This is a genomic window from Kitasatospora sp. YST-16, assembly GCF_026802215.1.
GTDB lineage: Bacteria > Actinomycetota > Actinomycetes > Streptomycetales > Streptomycetaceae > Kitasatospora > Kitasatospora cineracea.
The window spans coordinates 6,869,369-6,890,067 of sequence record NZ_CP113837.1 but is presented as its reverse complement, the minus strand read 5'-3'; the positions used below and the strand labels follow the sequence as shown (position 1 = coordinate 6,890,067).

Below are 20,699 nucleotides of genomic sequence, written 5' to 3'. Positions count from 1 at the left end.
GCAACGACCTGTCCGGTGTCGAAGGCATCGATGAGAAGACCGTTGCCCAGCTGATCCGTGGACACGGCGGTCTGGTCGGCATCCGCGCCGCCGTCTCACCGGAAGCCCGAACCCGATCCGGCGCAACCTGCGGTCTCGTCCGAACTCCTCGGTGCCTGTCCGGCTTCGCCGGCACCGGGTCGAGGCTGTCCGGGGCAACGGCGAGGACGGGTTGGAGCGGAGCGAGAGGCCTACCACGCCGGCAAGGTCTGGCCGCCGAACTGGCGCAGCGTCTCCAGGAGGACACCGCTCCAGGTCCAAGGAGGCATTGGGCTGCCGTCCGGGGCACGGCCGTGGAGCGAGCTGCCCTCGGGTCTGTCGAGTCCCGCGTTCTCGGCACGTCGGGTGAGCCGACGAGCTGCTTCCTCGAAGCCCGCCAGGTTCAACTCCTTCACCAAGGGGCCGACTCCGCTGCAGGGCGAGGACAGGTCTGCCCGGGCAGCGGGGTGTCGGGCCAGCAGGGTGGCCACCGCCTCCTCGGCACCGGCGGCCCGTAGTTCGTCCAGCAACCAGGCCACGTCCCCCGGGTCGGTGAGCTCCACCTGGGCCGCAGGGTTGCGGGCCAGCAGGAGAGCCAGGGGCCCGGGTTGGTCGTCCTGCCGGAACTGGCGGGTCAGTTCTGCTACTTGGTGGGTCTTGCTGAGATCGACGTGCGTAGCCGCTCGGACCCTCATGGCCACCGCCTCGTCATGACAGCCCCACACCTCGAGGGCCCACTCGAGGTCCTCGAAGTGCTCTGCCTCGGCGATGTCGGCACAGGCGCCGGGGTCGCGGGCCAGCAAGGCCTCCAGGGCTTCAAACGCCATGCCGTTGCGCAAGGTGTGCATCAGCTGCGCGACGGGACGAGGAACGCTGAGGTCGAGTGCGTCAATGGGAATCCGGGCCAGCATGGCAGCCATGGCCCCGTCCGAGAAGGTACTGCCCAGCTCGTCCAGCGCCCTCACGAAGGCGTCGAGATCGGTGCGGCTGATCGACAACAGGAGCGACGCGCCCCGAGCTCGCAGTGCGGCTGCTGATGCGTCGGCTCCGACGGCCTCCAGCTCTTCCAGCAGGGTGGAGAAGCTGTGGTCGTCCCGGTCGAGCATGTCCAGCGGGAGATGCTGCTCGGGGTTGCGTGCCAGGAGTGCAATGATGTCGACCTGCGCATCGGCTTTGCGAAGGGCCCTGAGCAGTTCGGCGATGTCCATCGGATCGTTGAGGACGACGTGGGTGGCAGGACCACGGGCGATCAGAGCCGCCACCACCCCGTCCGCGCCTGCGATCCGGAAGGTGTCCAGGGCGAGGGCCACGGAGTGCGGATCGGTAAGGTCGACACTGGCTGCAGGGTCACGTGCCAGCAACGTGTCGGCGGCCTCGCTCGCCCCGGCGGCGACCAGTTCGACATAGAGCGACCCGACCTCGGCGGGCCGACGAAGATCGACGTGCGAGGCGGGATCACGAGCCAGCAGTTGCGCAACCGCCTCGTTCTCTCCGGCGATGCGCAGGTGACGGAGCATCAGGGCTACGTTTTGCGGTTCCGAGAGATCGACCTCCGCCACCATGCCACCGGCCAGCGCCGCTGCCAGCGCCTCGTCAGCGACGGCCCGCAGCTCTTGAGGCAATTCGTGCCGTTCCCCGGGCGGCACCTTGTCGAGCCTCGCGCGACGGGACGGAATCTGTGTGGCACCGGGCCCTTCCCGGAACTCCGCCAGAACGTCCAGGAACTCGACCACCGCAGTACTGTCTGCCGGGTCGAGTGCTGCGACGATCCGGGGGAGGATCTCGGCCACTGCCTCCACTTCACCTTCCGTTCGCAGTGCGTCGAGCACCCGCCCCATGCGGCGCAGCTCTCCGTGCGCGGCCTCGGCGACGATCCGGCTCAGCAGTCTCGTGCGCACCTCGGGCACACCCTTCACCCTCGCCTCGCACAGCAGTTGGCCCACCGCGTCCCGGTCGGTGGGATCGACCTGTTCGGTGATCCAGCCGAGACCTTCGTTCTGGGGGTCGCCGAAGGTGGAGATGCCACCGAGCACGCTGCGGATGAAGACGTGGTGACCGGCCATGATGGACTTGATCTCGAACTGGAGCGCCAGCTTCACCAGCCCGCGCCGGCGCGCCGCGTACTCGAGTCGATGCAGGTCGTCGGCTGCGGTGGTGTGCCTGAGCATGGCATCCCACAGTGCCACGCTGCCCAGCTGGTCTGCACGGTGGCTGCGGATCTGCTGCTCCAGGTAGTCAGCGGGCTCGTAGACTGCAGTGGCACCGGAACCGACGCGCGGAGCGGTGAGTGCGGTGAGCGCGCACCGAATGTCGGTACGACTGCCGTCCGCGCGAACTCCCGTTCTGAGGGCCGACAGCGCCTGCTGCGTCCAGGCCGGTTCAGCGGCGCAGTGCCGGGCAGGCAGGGTGCCGTCGGCGGCATCGGCCAGCAGCACCGCTGGGAGCGGCGACTTGTGACCTAGGCGGCGGGCGTCCAGTGCCGCGGTAAGCACCGCGTGCTCAGCATGGGTGAAGAAGTGACCAGGGCCGTCCAGATATGCGGCCAGCAACTCCGGGCCTCCGGAGAGGTGCTGCACGACCCGCCCGTCACTGGCCCCCGCCGCGAGGGCGTGGCTCAGTCTGCCGTCCGAGTGCTGTCGGGCCAGGGCCTCCCAATCGGTCCGGTCGTCGTCCGAGAGCTCGGCTGCCACCGTGATCCGACGAGTGTACGGCCCGGTGAGCAGTGCTCGCGCTTGGCCGTTCGGATCTCCGGGCACGCCCTGCCGCGTGAGCTCGTCCCAGTAAGGGTCCTGCCACAGGGTTCCCACGGCTGCGATTCCGGACTGCCGTTCCAGCAGCCCGCGCAGGGCTGCGGCCGCCCGTGCCCCGGCGGAGCCGTGGAGGAACCGCTGGCTCTCGTTCAGCCACAGCACCGTCCCCGCGGTGATCCGCCCCTCCGTCACCAGAGCGAGCAGGTCGTCAGCGGTGGCGGGGCGGAACAGCGGCCGGGCAGGCGCGAGCTCAAGGATCGCCTCGTAGTTGGCGCGGGTCTTGCCGGTCGAGGACTCGCCGGTCAGCATCGCCAGCACGGACGGCCCACCCGCAAGGGCCGGGGTCAGCACTTGACGCAGGAGGTCATCATGGCTCCGGGTCAAGTACGGGGTCAGCAGTGGGTGTTGTGCCGTACCGGCGTCGACCCCGGGCAGAGCGGCGGGGTGCACTTCCAGTACGGCCGGCCCGACGCTGAGCAGGGTGTCATCTTGGAGGGCCTCGGGGCGGGTGACGGTAGCGACCCGCCCGGCAGGGGAGGGGCCTGGGCTTGGTCGGCCGGCCCTCGCCTGTCGAACTTCCAGGAGGTGCTCCCGGAGAGCGAGGTAGGAGTCGTCCTTGCGGGAGGCCGGCTGAATGATGCCGAAGTGGTCTCCGGGCAGCATCGCCACATCGGGGAACGCGCCCTGGGCCGAAGCTCGAACCACCACGTTGTCCTCAGTCCCGCCGTAGACCCAGAACGGGATCGGACTCGTGGATGGTCCTGACACCGTGGCGTTGACGACCTGCCTGATCACTGTGCGGTGGGCGTCTTTGACCTGCTCGTCGAAGGGCCGCAGCGCGCGCTCCTGCGAGTTCAGCTGCCACCACGATGTGCGCAGCGACAACGCGAACCCCGAGCCGTCGTTCGGGCAGGCGAACAGCAGCACACCCCTGATCCTGGCCAGTTCCTGCCCCCGGCCCTGGGCGAGCATCTGGGTGAGGTAGCGCTGAACCACCAGGCCGCCCTGGCTGTGCGCGACCAGCACCAAACGGTCGTATCCCTTCGTCTGGTGCTCGACGAACGCCTTCAGCTGGCCGGCGAGGTCATTGAAGTTGGGGATGCGCCGGTCGGGCCGGATCCGGAACTTCGGCGAGGCGTAGCCGAACCGCAGGGCCGAGGCGAACGACAACTCCTCGTCCGAATCGAGGAGTTCCACGAACGCGTCCCAGGTCTTGGGAGACGAGAAGAGCCCGTGGACGAACACCACACCGATTCCGTCATGCTCGACCCCCACCATGCCTCCGTGTTCGTCCTCCGTGGCACGTGTCAGGTGCCTGCGCGTCCATTCTCCCGCACCACCTGATCACCTGCCGACGCGACGCCCTGCTCCCCGTCGCACCGACCGGTGGGAACCGGTACGGCGCCGCGACCTGCTGGTGGCAGCGCCGTACCGGGGCGTGGCACCGACGGCGCGGGGTCTAGATGTAGCCCTCGCGCAGGGCGTAGGCCACCGCGTGGGCGCGGTTGCGGAGGTGGAAGCGGGTGGTGACGGTGTGGATGATGTTCTTGATCGTCCGCTCCGAGTAGAGGAGTTTGACGGCGATCTCCCCGGTGTCCATGCCGTCGGCGACCAGGCGCAGCACGTCGACCTCGCGCGGCAGCATGCCGTGGTCGGCGGGGGCGCCGTCCGGGCCGGGGCCGTCGCCGCGCTGGCGGCCCATGCAGCCGATCAGCCGGCCGAGCAGGTCGGGGGGGAGGTCGCCGTGGCCCCGGGCGGCGGTGAGGACGGCTTGGCGCAGGCGCTCCCCCGTCACCTCGCGGCGCCACAGGATCGTGGTGACGCCGAGTGAGACGACGTTGAGCAGTTCCGGCTCCTGGATCCGGTCCAGGACCAGCACCACCCGCGTCCGTTCGGTCTTGACCAGGCGGGACAGGCCGGCCAGGGCCGTCTCGTCGAAGGTGTCGGCGACCAGCAGGGCCACGCCGGTGCCGCCCTGGTGGCCGTCGTCCACCAGCGAGACCTCCGGGCACTGCCGGAGGTAGCTCACCACTCCGGCGCGGGAGAGCGGGTCCAGGGCGTGGACGGCCACCGGGATCGGTCGGGTCGTTGTCGTGGTACGGACGTCGTCGGCGTACTGCAGCACGGCGCGGGGTTCCTTTCGTTGCGCTTGACGGTGCGTCCGCCACCCCCCACAGGCGGCGGCTCGCCGTCAGAACCGGGTCGGCCGGCACCGCCCGCACGCGGCGCCGTCTTTCCTCCTCCTGCGGCCCGGCTGACACCGCGGGAGTTCCCCGTGTCCGCCGAAGGATCGGCGGACACGTGCACCGGGGAACACGCTATCCGCCGCCGATCAATAAAAGATTGACGGATCCGCACCGGCGTCCGCAGCGGTACTCGGGCGGCGGCCGAACGGGTGCGGTTTGCTTTTCCGGCCCCGCTGGGAGGACGATCCCTGGCACGGCCCTTTCCGCGCGCGAGCGCGGCAGATCGAATAGGCGAGGACGCGTGACCGGAAAGCTCCCGTCGACGATTGTTCGTGCACGTTTGACCCGGCGTCGCGGCTCGGCGGGCCGGTCCGTCACCGTCCGCCGATGACGGACGGCGCGGGGCCCCGCGACGGGGCGGGCCCGGATCCGGACGGCCCGGAGCGGCTGCGGCTGTGCCTGCTCGGACCGGTGCAGGCCTGGTGCGGGGAGCGCGAGTTGGACCTCGGCTCGCCGCAACAGCGGGCGCTGCTCACCGCGTTGGCGCTGCGGGCCCGCCGGATCGTGTCCGTGGACGAGCTGCTCGACGCGCTCTGGGAGGAGCCGCCGGCCCGGGCCGCCACCGTCGTGCGCACCTACGTGTCGCGGCTGCGCCGGGTGCTGGAGCCGGACCGGGCGCACCCGGCGGTGCTGGTGTCCTCGGGCAGCGGCTACGTGCTGCGGGTCCCGGCCGAGTCGGTGGACGTCGAGGTGTTCGAGAACCGGGTCGCGGCGGCCGGCCGGGCCCGCGCGCGGGGGGACGCGGCCGGGGCACTCGGGCTGCTGCGGGAGGCCTGCGAGCTGTGGCACGGCGAGCCGCTGGCCGGGCTGCCGGGGCCGCTCGCCCAGGCGCACCGGGCCCGGCTGGTCGAGCGCCGGCTGCACGCCGTCCAGGCGTGGCTGGAGGCGGAGTTGGCGGCGGGCCGGCACGCGGACGTGATCGGCGAGCTGACCGTGTGGGTCAACCAGTACCCGCTGCTGGAGCCGGTGCGGGAGCTGCTGATGCTGGCGCTGTACCGCAGCGGGCGGCAGGCCGAGGCGCTGGGCGTGTACGCGGACGCCCGGCGGACGCTGCTGGAGCAGCTGGGGGTCGATCCGGGGCCGCGGCTGCGCGAGCTCCAGGTGGGCATCCTGTCGGGCGACCCGAAGCTGGCCGCGCCGCCCGTGCCGCCGGCGCCGGGGCCCGGGGCGGGCGGCGGTCCGGCCGGTTCCTCGCCCCTCCCGCCGGCCCAGCTGCCCGCCGACGTCTCCGACTACACCGGCCGGGACGGGCTCTGCGCGGAGCTGTGCGCGGACCTGGCCCCCGGCGGCCCGGCGATGCCGGTGGTGGGGGTGTCGGGCCTGGGCGGGGTGGGCAAGTCGGCGCTCGCGGTGCACGTCGCGCACGCGGTGGGCGGGCAGTACCCGGACGGCCAGCTGTACGTGAACCTGCGCGGGGCCGGGGCCTTACCGGCCGATCCCGGCGAGGTGCTGGCCGGTTTCCTCGGCGCGCTGGGCGTGGCCGACGCGGCGCTCCCGCAGGGGACGGCGGAGCGGGCCGCGATGTTCCGGTCCCGGGTGGCGGGCCGGCGGGTGCTGATCGTGCTGGACGACGCCCGCGACAGCCGGCAGGTCGGGCCGCTGCTGCCCGGCAGCCGTTCCTGCGCGGTGCTGGTGACCAGCCGGGCCTGGCTGTCGGGGATGCCGATGACCCGGCAGGTCGGCCTGGAGCCGCTGACCTCGGAGGAGTCGGTGCGGCTGCTCGCGGCGATCGCCGGGGAGGCGCGGGTGGCGGCCGAGCCGGCGGCGGCCCGGCGGCTGGCGGAGGCGTGCGGGTTCCTGCCGCTGGCGGTGCGGACCGCGGCCTCCCGGCTGGCGGCCCGTCCGGCCTGGGAGCTGGCGCACATGGCGGACCGGCTGGCCTCGGAGCGGCGGCGGCTGGCCGAGCTGGAGACCGGCGAGCTGGCGGTGGCCGCCTCGTTCCGGCTCAGCTACGACCAGTTGGACCCGGAGACCGCCCGGGCGTTCCGGCTGCTGTCGCTGCCGGACGGCCCGGGCGTGTCCTCGGCGGCGGCTGCGGTGCTGCTGGGGCTGCCGGAGCGGGAGGCCGAGCGGCTGGCCGAGTCGCTGACCGACCTGGGGCTGCTGTCCTGCCCGTACCCCGGCCGCTACCAGTACCACGACCTGCTGCGGCTGTTCGCGCGCGAGCTGGTCCGGGAGGTGGACGGGGAGGCCGCCGGGCGGGCCGCCGTGGAGCGCCTGCTGCGGCACTACCTGGCGACGGTGGCGGGCCTGTACCGGGTGGTCCGGCCGGGCTACCCGTTCCCCGACCTGGTGGCGCCGGAGGCCGTCGGGCCGCGGTTCGGCGGGCCGGCCGAGGGGCTGCGCTGGGCCCGGCGGGAGATCCCCGCCGTGCTGGCGGTGGCCGGGCAGGCCGCCCGCGAGCCGGACGGCCCGCTGGCGGTGCTCGCGGACCTGGCGCTGGTACTGATCCAGCTGATCGACCTGGGCATGGCGGTGCCCGAACTGTGCGACCTGGCCGGGCGGTTGGCCTCGGCCGCCCGGGCGGCCGGCCTGCCGGAGAGCGAGGCGCGGGCCCGCTACACGCTGATGTGGGCGCAGCGGGAGTTCCAGCGCACCCGGCAGGCCCGGGACGAGGCGGTCCGGGTGATCGCGCTGGCCCGGCGGACCGGGCAGGCGGTGCTGCTGCCCGGGGCGCTGGCCGCGCTGGCGCTGACCAGCCTGCCGCACTGCGGCGACGAGGAGGTCGCCGCCTGGTGCGACGAGGCCGTCGCGCTGAGCGCCGAGCTGGGCAACCGGTCCGCGCACGCCTTCGTGGAGGGGATGGCGGCGCTGGCCGACGTCGCGGTGGGCCGGCCGGAGTCGGCCCGGCGGCGGGCCGAGCGCAGCCTGGCGACGTTCCGGGAGCTCGGCGACTTCGTCGGGCAGGTCCACATGCTCTACGCCCGGGCGACGGCACTGCACGGGATGGGCCGGTTCGAGGCGGCGTGCGCGGACTACCGGGGGTGCCTGGGCGCGCTGCGGGCGCTCGGCTCCTGGGACCGGATGCCGGGCGTGCTGGTGGGGCTGGCCGAGTCCTGCCGGGCCGCCGGGCGGCCGACCGAGGCGCTGGAGGCGGCCGAGGAGGCGCTGGCGATCGCCCGGAAGGTCGGCCTGGAGCACCGCGAGGCCGGTGCGCTGACCGCGATCGGGCACGCGCTGTTCGACCTCGGGGAGCACCACCGCGGCCGGGCCTGCCTGGCCTAGCGCGCGTCCGTCCGGTCGTGCGGTCGGTTCCGCCCCGCGTCACTCCGTTATCCAACGGAAATCTTCCCGGCAGGGTGCGCAACGACCATCACGGATTGATTTCGGACGGAACGGTAAGCGGGCGGATCGGCGTTGTGGAGTTCTTTCGCCGGGGCGGGGTTGCCATTCGACGGACTTCGGCGGCGCGGGAATTGCTTCGCGGGGCGGCCGGCGGTCCGGGGGCGAATTCGGCGGGACCGTTCCCGATTCGCCGGCGGGGCTCCGGCGGCGGGAACCATTTCGTGCCGGCGGCCGTTCGGGGCGGGCGCTGGCGGTAGGTCGCGGGGCGAGAGCAGGCGGGGCGGCCGAGTGGCGGGGGGCGTGCGGCGGGGCCGTGCCGGGGCAGGGTCCGCTGCCCCATCGGGCAGTGTCGGCGGGTGTCGCGGGCCGCCCGGGGGCGGTGCATTGACACCCCAGTTTGGTCTAGTCCACTGTGGTGAAACCAGGTCGTCCACGGTGCCGCCGCGGCCCTCCGCCCCCGCCGGCGAGCCCGGCCGGGACGGCACGGCGGGCCCGGTCAGGGCACCCTCTCCCCGCTCGACCGCCGGGCGCCGCAACGAATCTGACGATCAGACGGAGATTCCCACACCATGCAACGAGTCTGCCTCGCCCTGCCCACCATGCGGGCCTGTCCCGGCACCATCGTGGACCTCGCCGAGGAGGCGGCCTACGCCGCCCGGACCTTCGGGGTCGAGGTCCACCTCCTCGTCCTGGACACCACCGTGGCCGCCGAGTTCGCCAAGAACGCGGACGCCGTGGCCGCGCTGGCGCCCGCGCCCGGCGTGTTCGTCCACCACCTCGGCAACGAGGCGCAGCACGCGTTCTTCCTGGACGTGGCGCGGCGCTCCGGCGGCGCCGACCCCGGGCTGCTGCTCGACCTGATGCTGCCGCAGGACGTCGCGTACGGCTCCTGCGTGAACCGGGTGTTCCTGGGCGCGGCCGCGCTGGGCTGCACCTCGGCGCACCTGCGCAACGACGACTTCGACTACCAGGTGGTCGACGGCGCGAAGATGTTCCCGATCCACCACGAGCTGCTGTCGCTCGGCAAGCCGGCCGGCGAGGCGGTGGCCGGGGTGGCCCGCTCCGAGCTGGACCCGGCGGACGCGGACAAGCCGGTGATGCTGGTCAGCGCCGCCTTCATGGGCGAACTCAACGTGGACATCGGCGAGATCAACGAGCTGGACCCGGAGGTGTACCGGGACCTGGTGCGGCTGTGGACCCCGCGGGTGTGGACCCGCGAGCAGCAGGACGAGATGGTCGAGATCTCCTTCAAGGGCGCCGAGCACGACTCGTTCGACGCGGCCGACTCGGTGCTCGGCGTGCCGGACATCTGGGACGTCTACATGTGCAACGTCGCCATCGACCACCGGGGTTACGAGGTGCTGCCGCTGGTGCCCTCGCTGCGCACCATCGGCGCCGACTACGCGCTGCTGCACGCCCTGGTGCACGCCAAGCTGCCCGCCGTCATCCACAAGCGGCACATCGTCAACTACTACACGCCCGAGCGCCGGATCGGCGCCGGGTTCGTCTCGTACCAGCTGCGCTTCGTGAAGATGCTGCTCTCGATGCTGTACCTGTACCCGGTGTACGGGCAGATGATCGACCTGGGCACCGGGCTGCTGGACGAGCGGCACGAGTTGCGGGTGGAGCCGATCCTCGGGCTGGTGCGCAGCACCTTCGACCTGGAGCGGGACACCAACGAGACCTGCCTGGACGAGGTGGACCGCCTCTACCGCAAGCTGGGCGGCAAGTACGCCGAGCTGGCGGACGTGGTGGCCGGGCAGCGGCAGCAGCTGCTGGACGAGGCCCGGGAGGACGCCGTGCGCTGGGCGGTGCTGATCGAGAACTGGGCGCCGATGGTGGCCGCGGCCCGCGAGCGGGGGCTCGCCGGGTGAGCGGGGAGTTCCTGATCCGGCAGCTGGCCGACGGGGACTGGGACGCCGTGGTCGCGCTGGAGCACGACGCCTACGCGGCCGACGGCCTCTCCGAGGGCCGGGAGGCGTTGCAGTCCCGGGTCGCCTGCTCGCCGGAGACCTGTTACGTGCTGGAGCAGCGCGACACCGGCGCCGTCCGCGGCTACCTGCTGAGCCTGCCGTACCCGCCGCTGCGCTGCCCGGACCTCGCGGTGGCGGAGGGCGGGGCGTTCGCCTCGGACAACCTGCACGTGCACGACCTGGTGCTGGCCGAGGAGTTGCGCGGCCGGGAGCTCGCCGCGGAGCTGATGGAGCACGCGCAGGCGCGGGCGGTGGAGGGCGGTTTCACGCAGGTCTCGATGGTCGCGGTGCGCGGCTCCGACATCCTGCTGCGCTTCTACGGCTACCGCGCGCACCGGGAGGTGGCCGTGCCCGCGTCCTACGGGCGGCGGGCGGTCTACATGTCGAGGCCGGTGGGCTGACGGACCGTCAATGACCTCGGGCCCGACCGGTGTTGCTGCCGGTCGGGCCCGATGCGTGTGCGCGGCGAGGGAGTTCAGGCGGTCCAGGTGCGGTGGCGGACGGTGAAGGGGCGGTCGGTGTCGGCGGCGACCGCGGCCCGGAACGGGCCGGGCACCGGGACGTCGGCCAGCCAGAGCGGGCCGGGGCCGAGCGGGGCCGCGTCGGCCAGCCGCAGCGGGGAGGGACCGGCCAGCGGGAGGCCGAGGCCCTGGGCGAGCCGGCCGCCGTGCACCTTGACGCAGGCTTCGCGGCGGCACCACAGGCGGGTGAAGCGGTCGGCGCCGTCGGCGGGGGTCGGGGCGTCCAGGACGAGGGCGGCGTCGGCGGCCGGGAAGTGGCGGCGGGCGATCCGCGTGCCGACGCCGGGCCGGGCCAGCTGTTCGACGTCCGCGCCGACCCGGCGGCCGACGGCGAGGGCCAGCAGCGCGAGCGCCCCCGAACCGGACCAGTTGACCTGGAGCGGTTCGGCGGCCGGGGGGAGGACGGGGGCGGGCTTGCCGTGCGGGCCGTAGTGCCACACCAGGTCGGCGGGCGCGACGGCGAGCCGTTCGGCGACCAGCAGCCGGACGGCGCCCCGGACCACGGCGAACCGCCCGCCCTCGACCGGGTCGTGGGCCCGGTCGGCCCGCTCCCGCTCCCCGGGGTCGAGCAGGCCGTACAGGCGGTGGACGACGTCCGGGGGCTGGTCGGTGGGGATGCTCCAGGCGTCGATGACGTCGGCTCCCGGCCCGGCGGTGTGCACGGTGCTCACGGCAGGGGCGGTGTTCACGGCTGGGACGGTGTTCACGGCAGGGTGAGGGTGCTGAGCCGGCCCAGGCGCCGGTCGTGGTCGGCGACCAGCAGCGGGCCGTCGCCGGGGAGGCGGTCGGCGAGCAGGCTCCAGACGCCGGTGAACGGCTGTCCGGGGCGGGCCGCCGCGGTGCCTTCGGCGTGCTCGGGGCTGCCGTGGGAGGCCAGGTCGGCGGCGAGCAGCAGTCCGGCGCCGGGCCCGAGCGCGCGGTGCTCCTCGCGGACGGAGCGCAGCGCCTGCGCGCCGTCCGGCTGGGCCTGCTGGCGGACCCGCATCCCCTCCCCCGGGGCCTCCTCGCAGACCAGCACGACGGCGCGGTGCTCGGCGGGCAGTTCGACGGGCGCGGCGGGCCGGTGGTGCAGGGCGCTCTGTTCGGCGAGCACGACCACGGCCCGCCGGCAGCCGCCGGTGCGGTGGTGGGCGGCGGCGATCCGCAGCGCGGCGAAGGCGGTGGCGCTGCCCTGGTCGCAGACGGCGAAGGCGGTCGGCTGCCCGGGGCAGTGGCGGCTGAGCCGGAGCGAGGCGGGGGCGGCGGGCCGGACGTCCGGGGAGGAGAAGGCGAGGATCAGCAGGTCCGCGGGTTCGCCCCCGGGCAGGGCCCGTTCGAGCAGGCCGGCGGCCATCTCGGCGTAGTCGTGCCCGGCGCCTTCGGCCAGCAGGTCCTCGCGCAGCGGCAGGCCGTACGGGCGGACCAGGTCGGCGGTGAAGGTGCGCAGGTCGGGGTGGAGCGCGGCGGCGGAGCGGCCGTCGATTCCGGCGGCGACCGCCCTGGTCACGCGCAGGCCGCGGGTCTCGGCGGGCATCGGGTCAGTCCTCGTCGGCGTGGTGTCCGACGACGTAGTCGGTGAGGCTGTCGACGGTGCGGACGTCGTCGATGACGAGGTGTTCGACGTCGATCTGGATGGCGAGGGTCTCCTCGATGTCCAGGACCAGTTCGACGATGCCGGAGGAGGTGAGGCCGTAGTCGTCGAAGAAGCAGGCGTTCTCCGGGATGTCGGCGAGTTCGACGCCCAGGACGCGGGGCAGGACGTCCTCGATGCCGCGCCGGATGCGTTCGCGCACCTCGGGGTCGGCCGTCGGTTCGCTCGCGGGCAGGGTGGTTTCTGACATGGGTGGACCGTCCAGGGGTGGGTGGGAGGCGGCGGGTCAGTGCCGCAGGACCATGGCCGCGAAGGTGGCGCCGATGCCGGCGGCGGCGATCAGGTAGTGGTCGCCCGGCCGGAGCGCTCCGCCGGTGGTGGCGGTGCGGAGGTTGACGAAGGCGTCGGCGGCGAAGCTGTGGCCGACCGCGGCCACGTTCTCCAGGACCACCTGTTCGACAGGGTAGCCGAGTTGGCGGCAGGTCATCCGCCAGGAGGCCTGGTTGACGTTGTGCGGGAGCAGCAGCGCGATGTCGGAGAGGTCCAGACCTGCCTGGTCGAGCGCGGCCTCGACCGCCTCGGCCAGGGCGGGCTGGTACTCCCGCTGGTAGCGGACCATCAGTTCCGGGTCCTCGGCGGGTCGGCCGTAGAACTCGGGGCGCTGGCGGACCGCGTAGGAGAGCACCCGGTTGCGGTCGCCGCCGGGGCTGACCAGGCAGGCGGTCGCGGCCTCGGCGAAGATCGTGGTGTCGGGCAGCAGTTGGGCGTCCCGGGTGAAGGTCTTCTCTCCGGCCAGCACCAGGGCCAGCGCCGACGGGTCGCCGTCGTCGGCCAGCAGCCGCCCGGCCAGGTCGATGGCCAGCAGGGAGGCGGCGCATGCCTGTTGGGTGACGGTGAACGCGTCGGCGTGGGTGAGGCCGAAGCGCTCCTGGAGCTGGTGCAGGGGGTTGAGCGGGTAGGGCACGGCGACCGGCGTGTTGCGGGCGTGCAGCAGGTACCGGATCCGGTGTTCGTTGCCGCGCAGTTCGGGCAGGGCCCGGACGGCGGCGTCCAGCAGGTCGAGCAGCGTCCCGTCCGGGTCCAGGCGCACCTGGTCCAGGCCGTGGAAGCGGCGGAAGAGTCGGAGTTGACGTGGGGTAAGGCCGATCCTGGCGCCCACGTCCTCGATCGGTTCGAGTCGCGGGGGGAGGTGGACGGCCACTGCCTCCAGTGCGGTCACCCCGGTTAGTATTCCCACGCTCCGTGGGTCGCACAAGCGATCACCGATCCGGAGCCCTCTCCCTCACCCCGTTGCCGTCGAGCCGGTGGAGCCTTCCGATGACTGATTCCCAGCCTTCCTTCGTGCACCAAGAAACCGCCTCCGGGCTGCCTTCCGGGCCGCCCGCCGCCCTGGACCCGGGGTTGCTGGCCGCGCTGGCGGAGGCCGCCGACGCTCTGCCCGATTGGGCAGAGTCGCTCGCCCCCGCGGACCGACTCGACGGTGATCTCGCCCTGGACGAGAGCGAGTTCGCGGTGCTGGACGTGCTGCTGCGGGAGCGCTTCGGCGCCGACCTGGGCGCGCTGCGGGCCGGCCTGGACGTGGCCGGGCTGGCCGCGCTGACCGTCGGCGACCTGGCGGAGCTGGTGCGCCGGTGAGCCGCTTCCTGCTGGTGGTGCCCCCGCTGGCCGGGCACGTCAACCCGGCGGCCGGGATCGCGGCGGAGCTGGCCGCGCGCGGCCACCGGGTGGCCTGGACCGGCACCGAGACGATGCTGCGGCCGCTGCTCGGCCCCGACGCCCTGGTCTTCGGCACCGGCAACCGGATGTTCCGGGCGATGGGCGGCCACGGCCTGGCCTCGCTGCGCTCGCTCTGGGAGGGCTTCGTCGTCCCGTACGCCAGGTTCACCCTGAAGCCGCTGGACGCGGTGGTGCGGGAGTTCCGGCCGGACGCGCTGCTGGTGGACCAGCACACCCCGGCGGGCGCGCTGGTCGCGCACCGGTACGGGCTGCCGTGGGCGACGCTGGCGCCGGGGGCGATGGAGCTGGGCCGCCCGTACCGGCACCTGCCGCGGGTCGAGGCGTGGACGGCGGGGCTGCTGGCCGGGCTGTGGGAGCGGGCGCAGCTGCCGGCCGGGGAGTTCACCGATCCGCGCCTGTCGCCGCACCTGGTGCTGGCCACCTCCGGGCGGGCGCTGCTCGGCGAGCCGGAGCCGCTGCCGCAACTCGCCGCGGTGGGGCCGGTGCTGACGGCTCGGGCGGCGGATCCGGCGTTCCCGTGGGAGCGGCTGGCGGCCGGGCGGCGCACCGTGCTGGTCACCATGGGGACGATGTCGGACACGGTCGGCGCGGACTTCCTGCACCGCACCGTCGATGCGCTGGCGCGGCTCGGCGGGGACGGCGTGCAGGCGGTGGTGGCGGCGTCCCGCGGGGCGCTGCCGGCTGCCCTTCCGGACTCCGTCACGGTGGTCGATCGGGCACCCGTACTGGAGCTGCTGTCCACCGGCCGCTTGGACGCGGTGCTCTGCCATGGTGGGATGAACACCGTGGTCGAGTCGCTGGCGCACGGCGTCCCCGTGCTGGCGGCGCCGATCCGCAACGACCAGCCGTTCGTGGCGCAGCGGGTCGTGGAGGCCGGGGCCGGCCTCCGGGTCCCGTTCGCCCGGGTCGGTCCGCCGGTGATCGCCGAGCGGCTCCGGCGGGTGCTCGACGAGCCCTCCCACCGGGCGGCCGCCGAGTCGATCGGGCGTCAACTGCTGTCCGGCGGCGGGGCGTTGACCGCCGCCGACCGGATGGAAGCGCTGGTCGCCCCCTGATACCGCCTCGTGCCGCCAACTCCCTTCATCCGCAAGGGGGTTGGCTGGCGCGAGCCCCCGCACCCCATCCCAGCCCGGGAGTTCTGGTTGATCGAGACCAAGGGACTTCGCAAGTCCTACCCGTCCGGAAAGCACGGCCGCACCGTCGTCGACGCCGTCCGCGGCATCGACCTGGACGTCCAGGCCGGTGAGATCTTCGGCTTCCTCGGCCCCAACGGCGCCGGGAAGACCACCACCCTGCGCATGCTCGCCACGCTCATCCGCCCGGACGGCGGCGAAGCCCTGATCGCCGGCGCCGACCTGCTGGCCGACCCGGCCGGGGTCCGCCGCCGGATCGGCTACGTCGCCCAGGGCGGCGGCACCGCCGACGCGGTCACCGGGCGGGAGGAGCTGGTCATGCAGGCCCGGATGTACGGCGCCCGCAAGGCCGAGGCCCTGCAGCAGGCCGCGGACGCCCTGAAGGCGTTCGACCTGACCGAGTTCGCCGACCGCCACTGCAGCACCTACTCCGGCGGCCAGCGCCGCCGGGTGGACATCGCCCTCGGGGTGATCCACTCCCCCGGGGTGCTGTTCCTCGACGAGCCGACGGTCGGCCTCGACCCGGCCAGCCGCGGCCAGGTGTGGGCCGAGATCAAGCGGCTGCGCACCGAGGGCATGACGGTGGTGGTGACCACCCACTACCTGGACGAGGCCGACGCGCTCTGCGACCGGGTCGCCATCGTCGACCACGGGCAGGTCGTGGTCGAGGGCACGCCCGAGGCGCTCAAGCGCGAGATCTCCGGCGACGTCGTGCTGCTCGGCCTCGCCGCCGGGGACGCCGGACCCGCGGCCGACGCGCTGCGCGGGCAGCCCTCCCTGCACCGGCTGGAACCGGGCGAGGACGGCCTGCGGCTCTACCTGGACGACGGCGCGGCGGCGATCCCGCAGCTGCTGAGCGTCCTGAACGGGGCGGGCATCGTCCCCGGGACGGTGCAGCTCCAGCGGCCGAGCCTGGACGACGTGTTCCTGGCCCGCACCGGCCGCTCCATCGAACAGTCCTGACGAGAAACCCCTGGGGTCCCTTCCGTGAAGCTCGCCCGTGACACCTGGCTGGTCTTCCAGCGGCAAGTGCTGCTGATGTGGCGCACACCGATCTGGATCGTGATCGGCATCACCCAGCCGGTCTTCTACCTGCTGCTGTTCGCCCCGCTGCTGAAGCAGGTGCTGGGGCCGATGGGCGCCACCAGCTACGCCGAGGCGTACCAGATCTACGTCCCCGGCCTGCTGGCGGTGCTCTGCATCTTCGGCGGCCTCTTCACCGGCTTCAGCCTGCTCGGCGAGCTGAAGGCCGGCATCATCGAGCGCTCCCGGGTGACCCCGGTCAGCCGGCTCGCCCTGCTGCTCGGGCGGGCGCTGCGCGAGACCCTCGGCCTGCTCGTCCAGGCGGTCATCATCACGCTGGTCGCGCTGCCGTTCGGCCTGCGGGTCGACCCGGCGAGCCTGCTGCTGGCGTACGTGCTGCTCGGCCTGCTGGCGCTGATGACCTCGGCCATCTCGTACGGCATCGCCCTGGCGCTGCCCAACGACGCCGCGATGGCGCCGGTGGTGAACACCATCGCCCAGCCGATCGGCCTGCTCTCCGGGACGCTGCTGCCGATGGCGCTGGCGCCGATGTGGCTGCAGCGGGCGGCGGAGTGGAACCCCTTCTACTGGGCGGTCGAGGGCATGCGGGCGCTGTTCTCCGGGCACCCCGGGGACAGCGTGGTCTGGCAGGGGCTGCTGATCGTCGCGGTGCTGACGACCGCGGCGGTGTTCTACTCGGCCCGGCTGTTCTCGGCCCGGATCCGGTAGCCGGACGGGTGGGAGCGGGGGGAGGGGCTGCGGCCCCTCCCCCCGCTCCCGTGCGGTCGTGCGCGTTCAGCTCGCGGCGGACCGGACGAAGTCGGCCAGCCGGGCCACTCCGGCCGCGATCTGACCCTCGCTCAGGGCGCTGATCGACAGCCGCAGCCGGCGCTCGCCGCCGCCCGCCGGGTAGAACGGGGCCATCGGGGTCCAGAGCACCCCGTGGTCGCGGGCGCAGCGTTCCATCGCCGCCTCGTCGGCGGTGAACGGCACCTGGAGCACGGCGAAGAAGCCTCCCTCCGGCTCGTTCCAGGACACCCCGAGCCGGTCGCGTTCGGCCGCCGGGAAGTGCCGCTCCAACTCCCGCAGCAGGACGGCCAGGTTGGCCGCGTAGTGGGCGCGCGCCGGGGCGTTGGCGGCGCGCAGCCGGCAGGCGTGGCGCAGCAGCATGCCGCCGATCACGGCCTGGCTGAGCGCCGGGGTGTTGACCGTCGTCATGCTCTTCAGCTTGGCCAGCTCGTCGGCGAGCAGCGTCGCCCGGCCGTCCGGGGCGAGCACCCGCTGGTCGGCGACCACGTAGCCGAGCCGGGCGCCCGGGAAGCAGGTCTTGGCGAAGGAGCCGAGGTGGACCACCCGGCCGCGGTTCCCGTCCAGGGCCTTCAGGGTGGGGCGTCCGCCCGGCTCGCGGGTGAAGAAGCCGTACGGGTTGTCCTCGATCACCAGCAGCCCCTCGTCGGCCGCCACCTCCAGCAGCCCGGCCCGCGCCTCGACCGGCATGCTGGTGCCGGACGGGTTGGCGAAGTCAGGGACGACGTAGAGCGCGCGCGGGCGGCGGCCGGCCGCCCGGACGGCGCGGGCCGCCGCGCGCACGGCCTCCGGGTCCGGTCCGCCGGCGGGCCCCTCGGGGACGGGGACGGTCGCCAGGTCGAGCAGCCGGGCCGCGCCGGTCACGCCGACGTAGCAGGGCGAGCTGACCAGCAGCACGTCCTCGGGCGTGGCGCACAGCGCGCGCAGCACCAGCAGCATGCCCTCCTGGGCGCCGACGGTGAGCACCAGCGCCTCGGGGTCGGCGTCGATGCCCTCGTCGTTGGCGAGGGTGCGGGCGACCAGGTCGGCGACGATGCCCTTGGTCGGGCCGTACTGGAACAGCGCGGTGCGCACCGCGCTGCGGCTCAGGCCGCGCTCGGCGAGGTGGGCGAGGTAGGTGTCCAGGTAGGTGTGGACGTCCTCGGGCGCGAAGAAGCCCTCGTGCGGGCGGCCGGGGGCGAAGGAGAGCGCGTCCGGGTAGCGCTCGGTGACCTCGTTGAGGAAGGTCATCGCGTCCAGCAGCGGGTCGGCGAGGCTGGCGTGCAGGTCGCCCAGCGGGAGCGTGGTCACAGCAGGAGCGGTCGTCATCGGAGGGCCTCGCGGAGTCGGGCGGCGGCGTGCTGCTGGGCGTCGCGGCCGCCGTCGAGGACGCCGGACATGGCGAAGAAGCCGTGCGGCATGCCGTCGTAGCGGCGCAGTTCGACGGGCACTCCGGCGGCGCGCAGGGCTTCGGCGTACTGCTCGCCCTCGTCGCGCAGCGGGTCGTACTCGGCGGTGAGCACGGTGGCGGGCGGCAGGCCGGCCAGCGAGGGGGCGCGCAGCGGGGAGGCCAGCGGGTTCGCGCCGTCGGCCGGGTCGGCCAGGTAGTGGCCCCAGTACCAGGCCACCGAGCGGCGGTTGAACAGCAGCGGGTCGTCGTCCGTCCCGGGGGGCGGGACGCGGTGGTCGGTGTTCGGGTAGACCAGCAGCTGGTGGCGGATCGCGGGGCCGCCGCGCTCGCGGGCCAGCAGGGTGAGGGCGGCGGCCAGGTTGCCGCCCGCGCTGTCGCCCGCGACGGCCAACCGGGCCGGGTCGGCGCCCAGTTGGGCGGCGTGCCCGGCGATCCACTCGGCGGCGGCGGCCACGTCGTGCACGGCGGCCGGGAAGGGGTGCTCGGGGGCGAGCCGGTAGCCCGCCGCGACGGTGACGCAGCCGACGGCGTTGGTCAGGCGGCGGCAGATCGCGTCGCCGGTGTCGAGCGAGCCGAGGGTCCAGCCGCCGCCGAACAGGTAGAGCAGGACGGGCAGCGGGGCGGCGGCTGCGTTTTCGGCTTCGGCTTCGGGGGCCGGGTGGTAGACCCGCAGCGGCAGCGGGCCGCCGGGGCCCGGGACGGTGAACTCCTCGACGGAGCCGACCGGTTCCGGGTTCCCGGCGGCGGCCCGGATGTCGGCGAGGTCGGCGGCGCGGGCCTCGGCGAGGGTGCGGGTGTAGAGCGGGGGCGTACCGGCTTCGGCGCGCTGCCGGCGCAGGGCCTCGGCCTGGGGGTGCAGTGGCAAGGGAACGTTCCTGGGATCGGGCCGCCGGTCGTCGGCGACGACGGGGCGGCGGCGGTGGTGACGGTGGTGACGGTGGTTCAGGGGCGCTGGGACCGGGGCGGTGGCCGCCGGTCGGCAGGCCGGGGTCGGTGGTCGGGGGCAGCGGTCAGGGGGCAGCGGTCAGGGATCGGCAGTGGGTGACGGCAACCGCTGGTCCGGGGTGCGTGGTCGACCACCGGCAACCGGAGGTCCGCGGGCGGCGGCCGGGCCCTACCGGACCACCGCGGTGGGGTCGAGGTCGGCCAGGCGGGGGCGGCCCAGCAGGGCCAGGGTGTCGTCGAGTTCGGCCTTCAGGAGGTCGAGGACGCGGGCGACGCCGTTCTCGCCGTCGGCGGCCAGGCCCCACAGGATCGGGCGGCCGATCAGGACGGCCCGGGCGCCGAGGGCGACCGCCAGGGCAACATCCGTGCCCGTCCGTACCCCGCCGTCCAGGAGGACGGGCAGATCCGGTGGCACTGCGGCGACCACTTCGGGCAGCGCCGAGAGGGTCGGCAGGGCACCGTCGAGCTGGCGGCCGCCGTGGTTGGAGACCACGACGGCGTCGACGCCGTGTTCGGCGGCGAGCCGGGCGTCCTCGGCGGTCAGGATGCCCTTGAGGACGATCGGCAGGCTGCTGCGTTCGCGCAGCCAGGCGAGGTCCGCCCAGGTCAGGGTGGGGTCGAACTGCTCCTTGGCGTGGTCGGCGATGCCCGAGCTGCCCGTGTCGGCCCGGTGGCTGGCGGCCATCAGGGACGGGTCGAGGTTGACGGCGCGGATGTGCGCGGGGACGGCGAAGCCGTTGCGGGCGTCGCGCAGGCGGCGGCCGATCCGGGGGGCGTCGACGGTGAGCACCAGGGCGCGGAAGCCGGCGGCTTCGGCGCGTTCGACCAGGGCGGCGAGGGCGTCGCGGCGGCGCAGCCAGTAGAGCTGGAGCCAGAGCGGGCCGGTGGCGGCTTCGGCGATGGATTCCAGGGTGCGGCTGGCGAAGATCCCGGCGACCATGAGCGCTCCGGCGCGGCCGGCGGCGCGGGCGGTGGCGGTCTCGCCCTCGGGGTGGAACAGCTGGTGGTAGGCGACCGGGGCGATGCCGATCGGGGTGCTCAGCGGGCTGCCGAGCAGGGTGAGGCGCTGGTCGGTGGTGGAGACGTCGACCATGGTGCGCGGGCGCAGGCGGGCCTGTTCGAACTGGGCGCGGTTGGCGGCGAGGGTGCGTTCGGCGCCGCTGCCGCCCTGCACGAAGTCCCAGGTTTCGGCGGGGAGTCGGGCCCGGGCCGCGCGTTCGAAGTCCGCCGGTTCCAGTGCGTCCAAGAGTCTGCCTTTCCGGGCAGGCCGCGCGCGGGCCCGCTCCGGCCCGGCAGCGTAG

The 20,699-nt window shown here is 74.0% G+C and carries 16 protein-coding genes; 7 read left to right on the top strand and 9 right to left on the bottom strand.

Features of this window, described 5'->3' with window-relative positions; genetic code table 11:
• Positions 1-230: 230 nt before the first annotated feature.
• Complete coding sequence (locus tag OU787_RS30975) at positions 231-4,046, bottom strand: alpha/beta fold hydrolase (protein WP_268661342.1); 3,816 nt, start codon at positions 4,044-4,046, stop codon at positions 231-233.
• A 181-nt stretch (positions 4,047-4,227) separates the two neighbouring features.
• Complete coding sequence (locus OU787_RS30970) at positions 4,228-4,893, bottom strand: helix-turn-helix transcriptional regulator (protein ID WP_123560967.1); 666 nt, start codon at positions 4,891-4,893, stop codon at positions 4,228-4,230.
• A 448-nt stretch (positions 4,894-5,341) separates the two neighbouring features.
• Between OU787_RS30970 and OU787_RS30965 the strand changes: the two genes are divergently transcribed.
• From OU787_RS30965 to OU787_RS30955, 3 genes are all read left to right on the top strand, one after another.
• A complete protein-coding gene (locus OU787_RS30965) occupies positions 5,342-8,239 on the top strand; it encodes an AfsR/SARP family transcriptional regulator (RefSeq protein WP_268661341.1) in 2,898 nt (965 codons plus the stop codon).
• 629 nt (positions 8,240-8,868) lie between these two features.
• Entirely contained in the window at positions 8,869-10,173 is a 1,305-nt protein-coding gene (locus OU787_RS30960; protein WP_268661340.1) for a DUF6271 family protein, read from the top strand.
• Positions 10,170-10,673, top strand: a complete 504-nt coding sequence (locus tag OU787_RS30955; protein WP_030463847.1) for a GNAT family N-acetyltransferase — start codon at positions 10,170-10,172, stop codon at positions 10,671-10,673. Before OU787_RS30960 ends, OU787_RS30955 begins: the two co-directional genes overlap by 4 nt.
• Before the next feature lie 74 nt (positions 10,674-10,747).
• Here the strand turns inward: OU787_RS30955 and OU787_RS30950 are convergent, their stop codons facing one another.
• Genes OU787_RS30950 through OU787_RS30935 form a run of 4 tightly spaced genes read right to left on the bottom strand, consistent with a single transcriptional unit; the run spans position 10,748 to position 13,582 of the window.
• Positions 10,748-11,482, bottom strand: coding sequence for a 4'-phosphopantetheinyl transferase family protein (locus OU787_RS30950; RefSeq protein WP_268661339.1), 735 nt, complete (start codon positions 11,480-11,482; stop codon positions 10,748-10,750).
• A gap of 14 nt (positions 11,483-11,496) precedes the next feature.
• The gene (locus tag OU787_RS30945; RefSeq protein ID WP_268661338.1) at positions 11,497-12,306 is read right to left on the bottom strand and encodes a hypothetical protein; all 810 of its coding nucleotides are present in this window, start codon (positions 12,304-12,306) and stop codon (positions 11,497-11,499) included.
• A 4-nt stretch (positions 12,307-12,310) separates the two neighbouring features.
• Positions 12,311-12,613 carry an acyl carrier protein gene (locus OU787_RS30940; RefSeq protein ID WP_030463844.1) on the bottom strand — a complete coding sequence of 101 codons (303 nt, stop codon included), beginning with the start codon at positions 12,611-12,613 and terminating at the stop codon, positions 12,311-12,313.
• A 36-nt stretch (positions 12,614-12,649) separates the two neighbouring features.
• On the bottom strand, positions 12,650-13,582 hold the full coding sequence (locus tag OU787_RS30935; RefSeq protein WP_268661337.1) for a 3-oxoacyl-[acyl-carrier-protein] synthase III C-terminal domain-containing protein: 933 nt from the start codon (positions 13,580-13,582) through the stop codon (positions 12,650-12,652).
• Positions 13,583-13,680: 98 nt separating this feature from the next.
• Here OU787_RS30935 and OU787_RS30930 point away from each other — a divergent pair, with 98 nt between their 5' ends.
• From OU787_RS30930 to OU787_RS30915, 4 genes are all read left to right on the top strand, one after another.
• Complete coding sequence (locus tag OU787_RS30930; RefSeq protein ID WP_268661336.1) at positions 13,681-13,998, top strand: hypothetical protein; 318 nt, start codon at positions 13,681-13,683, stop codon at positions 13,996-13,998.
• Positions 13,995-15,155, top strand: a complete 1,161-nt coding sequence (locus OU787_RS30925; RefSeq protein ID WP_268661335.1) for a glycosyltransferase — start codon at positions 13,995-13,997, stop codon at positions 15,153-15,155. Before OU787_RS30930 ends, OU787_RS30925 begins: the two co-directional genes overlap by 4 nt.
• 87 nt (positions 15,156-15,242) lie before the next feature.
• A complete protein-coding gene (locus OU787_RS30920) occupies positions 15,243-16,196 on the top strand; it encodes an ATP-binding cassette domain-containing protein (protein ID WP_268661334.1) in 954 nt (317 codons plus the stop codon).
• A 24-nt stretch (positions 16,197-16,220) separates the two neighbouring features.
• Positions 16,221-16,985, top strand: a complete 765-nt coding sequence (locus tag OU787_RS30915) for an ABC transporter permease (protein WP_030463839.1) — start codon at positions 16,221-16,223, stop codon at positions 16,983-16,985.
• A 66-nt stretch (positions 16,986-17,051) separates the two neighbouring features.
• Here OU787_RS30915 and OU787_RS30910 read toward each other — a convergent pair whose 3' ends face one another.
• The 3 genes from OU787_RS30910 to OU787_RS30900 form a co-directional block, all read right to left on the bottom strand.
• Complete coding sequence (locus OU787_RS30910) at positions 17,052-18,353, bottom strand: aminotransferase-like domain-containing protein (protein ID WP_268661333.1); 1,302 nt, start codon at positions 18,351-18,353, stop codon at positions 17,052-17,054.
• Positions 18,354-18,367: 14 nt separating this feature from the next.
• Positions 18,368-19,318: an alpha/beta hydrolase gene (locus tag OU787_RS30905; RefSeq protein WP_268661332.1), complete on the bottom strand. Its 951-nt coding sequence runs from the start codon at positions 19,316-19,318 to the stop codon at positions 18,368-18,370.
• Between the two features lie 249 nt (positions 19,319-19,567).
• Entirely contained in the window at positions 19,568-20,644 is a 1,077-nt protein-coding gene (locus OU787_RS30900) for an alpha-hydroxy acid oxidase (protein ID WP_268661331.1), read from the bottom strand.
• Positions 20,645-20,699: the final 55 nt, after the last annotated feature.